Below are 11503 nucleotides of genomic sequence, written 5' to 3' on the forward strand. Positions count from 1 at the left end.
AGAACAATTTGCTGCAAAATAAATTCAATACTTAATCAAATCTGCATGGATGCAGTTAAAAAATCCTACCACTCGCCGAAAAGCATACTTATCCTGAAAGGAATTTTGTAAAACTGATGGGTATATTTGGGCTTTCAAAAAGGAATATATGGTTTACGATATAGTTATAATCGGAGGAGGAATAGTAGGATTAGCTACAGGGCTTAAAATTCTAAAAAGTCGCCCAGATCTTAAGTTAGCCATATTGGAAAAAGAAGACCAATTGGCAAAACACCAAACCGGCAATAATAGTGGTGTCATCCACTCCGGGCTATATTACAAACCCGGTTCCCTGAAAGCCACCAACTGCATCAATGGCTATCATGAACTCATCAATTTTTGCCAAGAGGAAAAAATCCCCTTTGAAATCACCGGCAAGGTAGTAGTGGCTACACGCGAAGAGCAAAAACCCCTGCTGAACAATCTATATGAGCGTGGGCTCCAGAATGGACTGAAAGGCACCAAATATATCAGTATAGAAGAGCTGAAAGAATACGAGCCGCACTGTGCGGGAGTGGCTGCCATACACGTGCCACAGACCGGAATCGTGGACTATTACAAGGTCGCATTAGCCTATGGGAGAAAGATAGTACAGCTAGGAGGAGAGATTTTTTTAAAACATAAAGTACAGGAAATTAAGCACAAAGAAGGAGTCAATTATATAGAGACTTCAAGTAAAAGCTTCCAAAGTAAACTGGTGATCAACTGTGCGGGACTTTACTCAGATAAGGTGGCACAGATGAATGAGTCAGATCCTCTAGATGTAAAGATTATCCCATTTCGAGGGGAATACTATAAGCTGAAGAAGGACAAAGAGTACTTGGTAAAAAACCTGATTTATCCTGTCCCGGATCCGAATTTTCCATTTCTCGGAGTACACTTCACGCGAATGATGAAAGGAGGCGTAGAAGCGGGTCCCAACGCTGTTTTAGCTTTCCGCAGGGAAGGTTATAAGAAATCCCAGATCAACCTGCAAGAGCTCACAGAATCTTTGGCCTGGCCTGGATTCCAGAAAGTAGCTGCCAAATACTGGAAAACTGGTTTTGGGGAGATGTACCGTTCATTTTCCAAAGCTGCTTTCACCAAAGCCCTTCAGGAATTGATTCCTGAAATCCAGGAATCAGACCTCACAGATGGAGGCGCAGGTGTGCGTGCTCAGGCATGTGACCGAACAGGAGGATTGTTGGATGATTTTGCTATCCGTGAGTCCTCGCATGCTATCAATGTACTCAATGCCCCTTCTCCTGCAGCTACCAGTTCTCTGGCTATTGGTGGAACTGTCGCTGAATTAGCACTGAAGAGGTTTTCTTAAACTGCTGTAGTAGTCCAAGCCTACCTACCGTCAGGCAGGTCATGAACCATCTAAGCATCTTTACGTCGTATGGAGATAGCCTTAAACCTGAGTATTCACTGAATCAGGCAAGTATCGATTTGCCAACTTGATCATCTCATCACCTTTCACCAGATCATGCGCACTGAGTTCTGAGGTATGCTTGTGCCCAGATGCTCCCAGCAATTCCTGCACGGCGTGGACGGTGTTTTTGTGAAATTTATACACCCGCTCAGACTTGTCTGAAATGACTAGGCCCCCAACGAGGTTGGCCTTTTGGGTTGCTACTCCTGTAGGACATTCGTTGGTATTGCAGCGCAAAGCCTGAATACATCCTACACTGAACATAAATCCTCTCGCTGAATTGCAGAGGTCAGCACCTATGGCGATGTTTTTGATGATGGCGAAGGCCGAAATAGCTTTGCCGGAGGCAATGATTTTTATCTTATCACGAATCTGGAATTTCTCCAGGGAAGTTCTCACAAAAATCAGCGCGGGCTCTAAGGGCAGCCCTACACTATCTGAAAATTCCAAAGGGGCAGCTCCTGTTCCTCCTTCTGCCCCGTCAATTGTTATAAAATCAGGGTAAACTTTCTTGGCTACCATTTCTTTGCAAATCGCGGTAAACTCCTCTGTACGACCCACACAAAGCTTGAAGCCTACTGGTTTTCCTCCGGATAAGTCCCGAAGCTTGGAGATAAAATCCATGAGCTGCGATGGAGAGCTGAACGCACTGTGTGCCGGAGGTGAAAGTATAGTAGTACCCTTCACCACACCACGGATTTCAGCAATTTCTTCGGTGTTTTTAGCTCCGGGCAGCACTCCTCCATGACCGGGTTTGGCACCCTGTGAGATTTTGATCTCAATCATTTTTACCTCTGGCCAATTGGCTTTTTCCCTGAACTTCTCCGGGTCAAAATTGCCATGCTCATCTCTACAGCCAAAGTATCCGGTACCTATCTGCCAAACCAAATCACCGCCTTGCCTGTGATGTGTAGAAATGCCCCCTTCTCCTGTATTATGGCTGAAACCTCCCTTTCTAGCCCCAATGTTAAGGGCTTTTACCGCATTGGAACTCAGGGACCCAAAGCTCATGGCTGATATATTAAAAATAGATGAGGAATAGGGCTGCTTACATTGCTCATTTCCAATCATCACCCGTGGATCTTCCTCCATATTATGAATCGCATAAATGGAATGTCTTAAAGCCATGTAATCTTCCCCACCGATGTCTTTCTGTGTCCCAAAGGGATGTGTGTCATTTACTCCCTTTGCACGTCTGTAAACCAGCGAGCGTATATTTCTGCTGAAGGGAGTTCCGTCGGTATTGGTTTCTATAAAATATTGTTGGATCTCCGGACTTATTTTTTCCAATAAGTACCTGAAGTGCCCGATGACCGGGAAATTCCTTAAAATAGCATGTTTCTTCTGCGTGATGTCATATATCCCAATTGCAAAAAGCACCAACAACAGGCCAAGAATAAAATAACCAAACTTGAACTGCACAAACTGAAAATACCACATCAAAAAAAAGGTAAGAAGGGTCAGCAGGATCAAGCTCCCAAAGAACATTTTCCTCATAATAATCTGTTTTGGATGTTGAGCTTACAATATAGTAATATGAGTTGGCTGGCTAGGAATTGACCAGAAAATCCAACACTCTTTTTTCGGCCCAGGTGAACTCCTCGCCATATTTGATAAATCCCGTGTGTCCACCCCTTTTTGGCATTTCCAGGGTAATTTCTGATTTACGCTCCGCCAGATCAATGGGATAGCAAGCTGGACCTAGCAAGGGATCATTGGTGGCATTGATGATCAGAGTAGGAATGCTGATATGAGGCATCCATCGATCTGCACTCACAGCCTGATAAAAATCAGCCGCATCTTTAAACCCGTGCAGCTTGGCAGTAAAAAACGTGTCAAAAGTATCAAAATCCTCTACTGTATTCAGTAGCTCTAAATCTATAAGTTCCGGGTATTGAAGGGCTTTGGCAGCCATTTTTTTCTTGAGTTTACCCAGAAATCGATTTTTATAAAACCGATTTGACCGGTATTTAAGTGTGGCAGCTGAAGAAGGAAGATTACATGGAGTGGAATAGACTGCAGCTTTGGTAATCTCAGCTGGCAGGTCAGCTCCTTTTTCACCCAGGTATTTGAGCGTTTGGGCGCCTCCCATGCTGATTCCGGAAAGATAAATCTCCCGGTATTGCTGAGTTTTCAACACATGATTTACTACATCTTCTAAGTCATAACTAGCCCCATGGTGATAGAGAATCGGTTTGAGGTTGATTTCTCCACCACAGGTTCTATTGTTCCAAACCAAAGCATCTATGCCTTGTGAATTGAATAACTTCACCATTCCCCGCACGTAATGCCGCTGGGAATCCCCTTCCAAACCATGAGAAATCAACAGGAGGCGATCACTTCCCACCTTAGACCAATCCAAGTTTAGAAAATCCCCATCGGTGGTATGGATCTTTTCCCGGGAATAGTTGACATCCATCACATTTCGGAAAAGACTAGGAATAATAGTCTCCAAATGACCATTAAATAAGTAGGCTGGAGGGCCCATATAGGTGGATTGAATCAGGGGCATAGCTGCAAAATTAAAAGTTTACAGGAACTTCATTTTCCCTTAAAGCCTGACTGAGGTGAATCGAATACCTTTGCTAGCGTAAAATTCTTCATAGGGTAATGTTTAAAAAAAGTGGAGCGGCGGGTGCCAGCTCCTTTTTTTTGCCTAATCTATCAATGCTGTAACACACTGGATCGCCACTTCTACTTCCTTCATCAGCTTTTGATAGTGTAGCTCAAATTCAGTGTCGAAGCCTTTTTGCTCTAGCAGCTCCTTTCCCACCTGCATTTCGTCTATGATGGGTGCCAGGCCAAACATCACCAGAGTTGGTTTGATTTTATGCCTGATCTGCTGAATGATGTTCTCGTTTTTTTGCTCTAAACCTGCTGCATATTTGACTTTGAGCTCTTCCAAACCAAGCAGAATAGCCTGTGTCAATTCCTTTTGGAAGTCTTGATCTCCATCGGACATTTCTTCGATGAGTGAGGAGAGATCTGGGTACACTTTTTCCATTAATTTTTAGTTGGGTGAAGATATGCCTGCAAGAAAACCGGTAGACCAGGCTGCCTGAAAATTGAAGCCGCCAGTGATTCCGTCTAGGTCCAAAACCTCACCTGCAAAGTATAAATTTGGGTGATATTTACTTTCCATGGTTTCTGGATTGACGCCTTCTAGAGAAACTCCGCCTGCAGTAACGAATTCCTCCTTAAAGGTGGTCTTACCTTCGACTTTCAAATTATAGCAAAATAAATTCTGCACCAATTTATTGAGTTGCTTTTTTCCCAGGGAGCCATAGACCTGATCAGCATCTATTTCAGCTTTATGACAAAAATGCTCCCATAATCTTCCGGGAATATCAAATAATGCATTGGTACTGACTTTCTTATTTGGATGCTTGAGCGCAAAAGACTTGAGATTGCTTTGCAAAGCTTCCTCTCCAAAATTTGCGTTCCATTGGATAATGGCTGTCGCCTGATAATCGCTTTCCTGAAGCCATTTGGCCCCAAAAGCTGAAAGTTTTAGCACCGCCGGGCCGCTGATCCCCCAGTGGGTCACCAGAATCGGTCCTTGGTAGGTGAATTTTGTACCGGCCAATTTCACAATTCCGTTCCCCACGGATAGCCCCATAAGTTCTTTGAGCGATTCCCTGGGTGTATTAAAAGTAAAAAGCGAAGGTATGGGTGCTAAGACCTGGTGTTTTAAACCTGCTAGAAACCCGTAACCGGTAAGTTTGGGATGGCCACCTGTGGCGATGATCAGTCTGTCAAATTCAAAGGTTCCTTTACTGGTTTTCAGCTCAAATCCAGACTCCATCAATCGAATAGCATCCACTGCACAGGAAAGCTTTACTTCGACTTTCAGTTTCTGCACTTCCCGTAAAAGTGCATCTATCACCGTCTGGGAGGAGTCCGAAACCGGAAACATCCTTCCGTCTTTTTCGACTTTAAGCGGAACGCCATGGGATTCAAACCAAGAAATAGTATGTGCTGAGCTGAATTTTCTAAACACCCGCTTTAAGAATTTTTCTCCTCGGGGATAGTTTTTGACCAATTTGGAAATTTCCATAGGCTGATGAGTGACATTGCACCGACCACCTCCAGAAACTTTCACCTTGGAAAGTACCTTCGAAGATTTCTCAAAAATCTCTACTTCGCACCCAGACGAGCTGGCATGAATGGCCGCAAAAAAACCTGCTGCTCCCCCTCCTATTACTGCTATTTTCAAAGGATTTAATCTACTGTTTTACAATTAGTTGTATCCCTTATCTTCTTCTAGTGAAAGAACCCAAAATGCCTCGGGTGAGCTCTCTGAATATGGTCCGGCCTAATTGGCGAACCATGGTGTTTTTACTGAGTTCTTCCAATAGTGATTCTTCTTTTGGGGTTCTGCTGGCAGTTCTGGGTTTGGGGCCAGGTAAAACAGCCTTTTCCTGTTCTTTCTCCACCCGATTCATTTTTTCCTCCAAAAGCTCAAAAGCACTCTCCCTATCCATATCCTCATTGTATTTGGCGACCAATTGGGATCCGTTCACTAGCTCATCTATTTCGGAGCTCTCCAGTATATCCATCCTGGAAATGGGAGCGCGAACGAGCGTATGAGCCAAAGGTGTAGGGATACCTTTTTCATTCAGCGCAGTGACCAAGGCCTCTCCTATGCCCATGGAAGTCAGCGTCTCAGAAACCTCGTAAAACTCAGATTCAGGATAGTTTTCGGCAGTTTTGGTAATGGCTTTTCTGTCTTTGGCCGTGAAAGCTCTGAGTGCGTGCTGAACCTTCAGGCCCAATTGCCCCAGAATACTATCATGAACGTCTGTGGGTGTTTGAGTACAAAAATAGACCCCCACACCTTTGGAACGGATGAGTTTGACAATAGCTTCGATTTTTTCCAACAAGTCTTTACTGGCATTGGAAAAGACCAAATGCGCCTCGTCTATAAATAGGCAAAGCTTTGGCTGGTCATCATCTCCCTGCTCGGGAAAGGTCTCGTAAATCTCAGAAAGCAAACTGAGCATAAAAGTGGAAAAGAGCTTAGGCTTGCTTTGAACATCAGTCAACCTGATGACTGATATTTTCCCTTTCCCATCTTGGGTCTGCACGAAATCATCAACCTCAAAAGATTTCTCTCCGAAAAAGCGATTTGCACCCTGCTGTTCCAGCTCTATGATTTTCCGCATGATGGTATTTACAGAAGCCGAGGAAACCTGTCCAAATTCCTTTTTGATGACTTCCTTGCCCTCATTGGTCACAAACTGCAGCACCCGCTTCAAATCCTTGAGATCCAAAAGCGGCAAATGATTCAAGTCACAATAGCGGAAAACAACGGCTATGACTCCCTGTTGGGTAGCATTCAGCTCCAGGATCTGTGAAATCAAAACAGGCCCAAACTCAGAAACTGTGGCTTTTAACTTCACTCCTTTCTCCTCAGAAATAGACATCAACTCCACCGGTAATCCCATGGGAACATACTCCACGCCTATAACCTCAGATCGGTTTTTGATGAAATCATTCAGCTCTCCAGGCTTTGCCAGACCGGATAGGTCCCCCTTTAAGTCCATGAGCACCGAGGGTACGCCTTTCAATGCCAATTGCTCGGCGATGACTTGCAGGGTTTTGGTTTTGCCCGTGCCTGTAGCTCCCGCTATTAGTCCATGCCGGTTCATGGTTTTCAAGGGCACTCTGACTTGCGCTCTATTGATGGGCTGGCCCTCCAATATTCCTGTCCCAAGGATGATGGAGTCTTTTTTGTACTTCTGGCCTTCGGCCAAATGGGTGATAAATGCTTCTTTCTTACTCATGTCAAAAATAATTGCTGAACCAAACTACAAAAAAAACCTTGATGCCAATGGCAAAAAGGTTTTCTATGAAAAAGTTACTAGTTGGGGTCTTTAATAGGTTACCATAGGCTCAAGAGCCTTGGCCTGCTCCACAAAGTCCGCCACTTTAGAGGCAGCTGGCACTACTCTGGTCAATCCCTTTTCCTCTTGGGTTTGCACCAAAGCCGCATGCAGGTTTTCTGGATTTCTATTTCTAAGTTCTTTGACGGTGTCTACTCCGGCGGCTTTCAGCAATTCAGCAAACTGACTGGCGATGCCATTAATTCTGAACAAATCGGCCATATTCACCCAAACAAGAATTTTGCTTTCATCCAATCCAGAAGCATCTGCAATGGATTTTCTGCCTGCTTTTGTGGCTCCTTTTTCCAATAAACCTTCTACTGTGGACACTCCTGCAGCTGCAAGCTTTTCTTTCATTACCGGACCGATGCTTTCGATCATTGTGATTGGTTTTCCCATTTTTCTAAAATTTTAGGATTAAAGTGTTGACTAAAACTAATACCCATTCTAAAAATCAGCCTTGGCATATTTCGAACGAATATCTCCCCAAAATACTGACATTTTTTTACTTCCAAAATATCAGCATGGGTTTAAAGATAGATTTGCCCGTTTGGAAACATTAACTTTACCTTGCAGAAACTTCTACTTTAATTGCTCTGAGAAAACGACTAATTGTGAACAAGAAAACTACCTACAGCCTCCTGCTTATCCTTTGCTTCATGTTGGTTTTGCCAAACTTATCTAAGGCGCAGCTAGGCCCTAATCTTGGCCAAATGGATCATTGGATGAAAGGCGCCAAAGCAGCTATTGAAAGAAATGACTACGAGACAGCAAATGGAATCTTCCGAAATATGATAGATTCCGGTCAGCAGTTGCCAGAAGAAATGCCTTATTACTTTGCTGAAACACTCTACCACCTGAAGCAATATGACAACGCATCCAATTTTGTAAACAAATACCTAGAGCTAAGCGGCTTTAAAGGTCAAAACTATCAAGGTGCACAGGAACTGCAGGAAAAACTGGCAGGTCCACTTCAGGAGATCCAGGAGTGTCAGCTCTGTGATCGCCGAGGCTATAGATACCAGAATTGTTTTACCTGTGACGGAAAGAGACAAGTGGAGCAGGATTGTCATTACTGCAAAGCCAAAGGCATAGTAGGTTGTAGCCGATGCAGTGGTTCAGGCATGATCACCAAGGTAAACATCTTTAATATCGTGGAATACTTTGAATGTGAACGCTGCGCAGGAAAAGGAAGATTGACCTGTCCGGTCTGTGAAGGGAGCCTAAAGGAAGTAAGCTCCTGCCGAACCTGCGGGGGAAGTGGCAAACTTTCGTCAGAAGCGCTTTGCGATCATCTGGAAGAAGCGCATGAACATTAAATCCACAAGTTGAACTAGCTGTTCTACGCCACAACCTATACCTCCAAACCAAAAAAAACCGGCCTAGGCCGGTTTTTTCATTTAAGCTTACATGAAAATTTCATCTGTGGAATCTAAAAATGCGAAAGTCAGCATTTCTGATTATCAGGTTTACTTATTTGCAATACTTAGCCAGTGCTTCTTCTGAACCTTCGTATTCGAGGGCAGAAGCCAATTGAAAATCCTCACAAGCCCCAGCTATATTTTTCATAGCTATTTTTAATAAACCTCTGTTAAAGTAAGCTTGCCCAAACTCCTTGTCTACTGCAATAGCATTGCCATAAGCTTTGAGTGCTTCCTCAGTTTTTCCGATTTTCTGAAGTGCCCTGGCTTTCATAAATGAAGCCATTGCCGGCGCTCCTGATATATCAGCTGCCTGATTAGAATAAAGCAGGGCATTGGTATAGTTCTGCTGATTATAGTTTACATTGGCCAAGCTGAGGAGTACCTGAAAGTTATTAGGTTCTGTCTCTAAGGCTTTCTGATAGTCAGCCTTAGCTGCTTCCAGATCACCTTGCTCTTCCAGCGCTCTGCCTCTATTGTAGAGCATACGCACATCGTTGGGGTTATACTTTAAATCTTCAGAATATTCATCAGCTGCTTTGGCGTATTCGCCTTGATTGAAATATACATCTCCTGTACTGGTTTTCTTTTCCGAACAAGACCAGAGGGAAATGTAGATTAAGCAAGCCAAAAAAGCTTTGATACTAGTTTTCATTTTAATTGGATTAGACTGCTACATTATTTTCTCTGAGCGCATCATTCAGTGATGTTTTGAGATCAGTAGAGGCTTTTCTTTGACCGATGATCAAAGCGCAGGGCACCTGGAAGGTACCAGCAGGAAAATTTTTAGAGATGGACCCTGGAATCACTACCGATCTTTCTGGTACGTATCCTTTATATTCTTTGGGCTCAGCTCCGGTTACATCTATGATTTTGGAACTAGCAGTCAAAGTCACTCCTGCTCCTATCACCGCTTGCTTACCTATTCTGACGCCTTCTACTATAATCGCTCTGGATCCTATGAATGCTCCATCTTCAATGATCACCGGAGCTGCCTGAATAGGCTCTAAAACTCCTCCAATCCCTACTCCACCACTCAAATGAACATCTTTGCCGATCTGCGCACAAGAACCGACAGTAGCCCAAGTGTCAACCATCGTGCCACCTGCTACATAAGCACCAATATTAACATAACTTGGCATCATCACTACTCCAGACGCCAGGTAAGCCCCGTAGCGAGCCACTGCATGAGGTACTACACGCACACCTTTAGCAGCATAATCGCTTTTTAATGCCATTTTATCATGGAACTCAAAAGGACCTACCTCTATGGTTTCCATTTTTTGGATGGGGAAATACAGGATTACCGCCTTTTTCACCCAGTCATTTACTTTCCAATTTCCGTCCTCGGTAGGTTCAGCAACTCGGATTTTACCTTCATCTAAGTCGGCGATTACAGCTCTAATGGCCTGCTGGGTGTTATCTTCTTTTAAAAGTTCTCGGTTTTCCCAAGCCTGCTCAATGATTGTTTTCAGTTCCATTATTTTGGTTAGTTTCGTTTATGAGTGGAAAATTTGTTTCTCGAATTCCAGTCTTGATTGCCTCAAGCCTTAAGCCCGCCAAAGATACAAGAGCTTGGGGAAAGCTTGGCCTTTCATTGCGAGAAACAGGGCTATACACCTTAAATTTTATGGGATTTTCACAAAAACCCGTTGAAAATTGTGAAGGTGAAATCCATTATGCTTCCCTAGCCCGTACCCAATCAACCTGGGCAAGACTATACGCACAGCTGAGATTTTTGAAAATTTTACTCAAAGTGAGACCAAAAATCCTCATCGTATGTACCTACGAGTTTCTTCCTATAGCCTGCTTTTTTAAGCGGAAAATCGGGTATGCTTTACTTTACGATGTGCAGGAAAACTACATCAAAAACCTGGATCTGAATCCGGAATTGACAGAAACCAAAAAGTCAAAAGCAAAGGCATTAATCCGAGAAGCTGAGCAAATCTCTGGGGTAGATTTATACCTTTTGGCAGAAAAATGTTATCAAATAGAAATGCCAGAGAAGAAGCCTTTTTTGGTTCTGGAAAATAAATTCTCTGGAAAAATCCATGTGAAATCTCCTATCAATATTGGTGGGCAAAGCAGTTTTAGATTCTTACTATCGGGTACTATTACTCCAGCATTTGGCTGTCTGGAAGCTGTAAAATGGTTCAAAGAAATTGCTGCAAAATTCCCAAATTCCAGCCTGGAAATACTGGGACATGTCACCCTGCCCAAGTTTAAAAATGAGCTCGAAAAAGCCTGCTTAAACCACTCCAATATTCATTTGAATATTCAGGAAAATCCAGTGGACCATTCGAGGATTTTGGAGGCGATGAAGCAGGCAGATTTTGCACTTTTGCCTTATCAAAATCATGCAGCGATCCGGGACAAAATGCCCACAAAACTATTTGAATCTGCAGCGCTGGGAGTGCCGGTTTTGATTAGTCCAAATCCAATTTGGGAGGATTTTTTAGCTGATTTTTCTGGTGGGTTTTCTGTGGATTTTTCTAATCCAAGTAGTGCTATTGCAACTTTCGAAGCTGCCTTAAGCATGGAATATTTTACCCAAATTCCATCAGATAGCATACTCTGGGATTCTCAGAAAAAAAAATTTATTCAAGCTATAGCTTCTCTTTAAACCCAGGAGGTATGTGGATAGCTATCCACACTTATCCACTCTCATCCTATATTTTACACTCATTTCCACCAAATGGAAACTCTGAAAAAACACCCAATCACCTATCATTATTTTAGTATTC

General features: G+C 43.4%; 11 protein-coding genes. 3 read left to right on the plus strand and 8 right to left on the minus strand.

The window, feature by feature from the left end:
- Positions 1-148 precede the first annotated feature (148 nt).
- Positions 149-1351 (plus strand): L-2-hydroxyglutarate oxidase, encoded by a 1203-nt coding sequence (gene lhgO / locus PBT90_RS08965; protein ID WP_264810060.1) that lies wholly within the window; start codon positions 149-151, stop codon positions 1349-1351.
- A gap of 81 nt (positions 1352-1432) precedes the next feature.
- Here the strand turns inward: lhgO and PBT90_RS08970 are convergent, their stop codons facing one another.
- The 6 genes from PBT90_RS08970 to PBT90_RS08995 all read right to left on the minus strand — a co-directional run bounded on the left by PBT90_RS08970 (position 1433) and on the right by PBT90_RS08995 (position 7737).
- Positions 1433-2950 (minus strand): FMN-binding glutamate synthase family protein, encoded by a 1518-nt coding sequence (locus PBT90_RS08970; RefSeq protein ID WP_270132821.1) that lies wholly within the window; start codon positions 2948-2950, stop codon positions 1433-1435.
- Between the two features lie 52 nt (positions 2951-3002).
- Entirely contained in the window at positions 3003-3965 is a 963-nt protein-coding gene (locus tag PBT90_RS08975) for a YheT family hydrolase (protein WP_270132823.1), read from the minus strand.
- Positions 3966-4109: 144 nt separating this feature from the next.
- Positions 4110-4457: a hypothetical protein gene (locus PBT90_RS08980; RefSeq protein ID WP_264810063.1), complete on the minus strand. Its 348-nt coding sequence runs from the start codon at positions 4455-4457 to the stop codon at positions 4110-4112.
- 6 nt (positions 4458-4463) lie between these two features.
- Positions 4464-5669 (minus strand): BaiN/RdsA family NAD(P)/FAD-dependent oxidoreductase, encoded by a 1206-nt coding sequence (locus PBT90_RS08985; protein ID WP_264810064.1) that lies wholly within the window; start codon positions 5667-5669, stop codon positions 4464-4466.
- 37 nt (positions 5670-5706) lie between these two features.
- Positions 5707-7239, minus strand: coding sequence for a DUF853 domain-containing protein (locus PBT90_RS08990; protein WP_264810065.1), 1533 nt, complete (start codon positions 7237-7239; stop codon positions 5707-5709).
- A gap of 90 nt (positions 7240-7329) precedes the next feature.
- Entirely contained in the window at positions 7330-7737 is a 408-nt protein-coding gene (locus PBT90_RS08995; protein ID WP_264810066.1) for a DUF4332 domain-containing protein, read from the minus strand.
- Positions 7738-7952: 215 nt separating this feature from the next.
- Between PBT90_RS08995 and PBT90_RS09000 the strand changes: the two genes are divergently transcribed.
- Positions 7953-8657 (plus strand): molecular chaperone DnaJ, encoded by a 705-nt coding sequence (locus PBT90_RS09000; RefSeq protein WP_264810067.1) that lies wholly within the window; start codon positions 7953-7955, stop codon positions 8655-8657.
- A gap of 154 nt (positions 8658-8811) precedes the next feature.
- On the opposite strand, the gene PBT90_RS09005 is transcribed toward PBT90_RS09000, so the two are convergent.
- Positions 8812-9414, minus strand: coding sequence for a tetratricopeptide repeat protein (locus tag PBT90_RS09005; RefSeq protein WP_264810068.1), 603 nt, complete (start codon positions 9412-9414; stop codon positions 8812-8814).
- 10 nt (positions 9415-9424) lie between these two features.
- Positions 9425-10240, minus strand: a complete 816-nt coding sequence (locus PBT90_RS09010; RefSeq protein ID WP_264810069.1) for a 2,3,4,5-tetrahydropyridine-2,6-dicarboxylate N-succinyltransferase — start codon at positions 10238-10240, stop codon at positions 9425-9427.
- Positions 10241-10389: 149 nt separating this feature from the next.
- Here PBT90_RS09010 and PBT90_RS09015 point away from each other — a divergent pair, with 149 nt between their 5' ends.
- A complete protein-coding gene (locus PBT90_RS09015) occupies positions 10390-11382 on the plus strand; it encodes a glycosyltransferase (protein WP_264810070.1) in 993 nt (330 codons plus the stop codon).
- The last annotated feature ends 121 nt before the right edge of the window (positions 11383-11503 follow it).

Origin of the sequence: Algoriphagus sp. TR-M9 (genome assembly GCF_027594545.1) — a bacterium.
GTDB lineage: Bacteria > Bacteroidota > Bacteroidia > Cytophagales > Cyclobacteriaceae > Algoriphagus > Algoriphagus halophytocola.

Coding starts and splice junctions, on each gene's coding strand:
- lhgO (WP_264810060.1), top strand. CDS start 149: ATGGTTTACGATATAGTTATAATCGGAGGAGGAATAGTAGGATTAGCT.
- PBT90_RS08970 (WP_270132821.1), bottom strand. CDS start 2,950: ATGAGGAAAATGTTCTTTGGGAGCTTGATCCTGCTGACCCTTCTTACC.
- PBT90_RS08975 (WP_270132823.1), bottom strand. CDS start 3,965: ATGCCCCTGATTCAATCCACCTATATGGGCCCTCCAGCCTACTTATTT.
- PBT90_RS08980 (WP_264810063.1), bottom strand. CDS start 4,457: ATGGAAAAAGTGTACCCAGATCTCTCCTCACTCATCGAAGAAATGTCC.
- PBT90_RS08990 (WP_264810065.1), bottom strand. CDS start 7,239: ATGAGTAAGAAAGAAGCATTTATCACCCATTTGGCCGAAGGCCAGAAG.
- PBT90_RS08995 (WP_264810066.1), bottom strand. CDS start 7,737: ATGGGAAAACCAATCACAATGATCGAAAGCATCGGTCCGGTAATGAAA.
- PBT90_RS09005 (WP_264810068.1), bottom strand. CDS start 9,414: ATGAAAACTAGTATCAAAGCTTTTTTGGCTTGCTTAATCTACATTTCC.
- PBT90_RS09010 (WP_264810069.1), bottom strand. CDS start 10,240: ATGGAACTGAAAACAATCATTGAGCAGGCTTGGGAAAACCGAGAACTT.
- PBT90_RS09015 (WP_264810070.1), top strand. CDS start 10,390: ATGGGATTTTCACAAAAACCCGTTGAAAATTGTGAAGGTGAAATCCAT.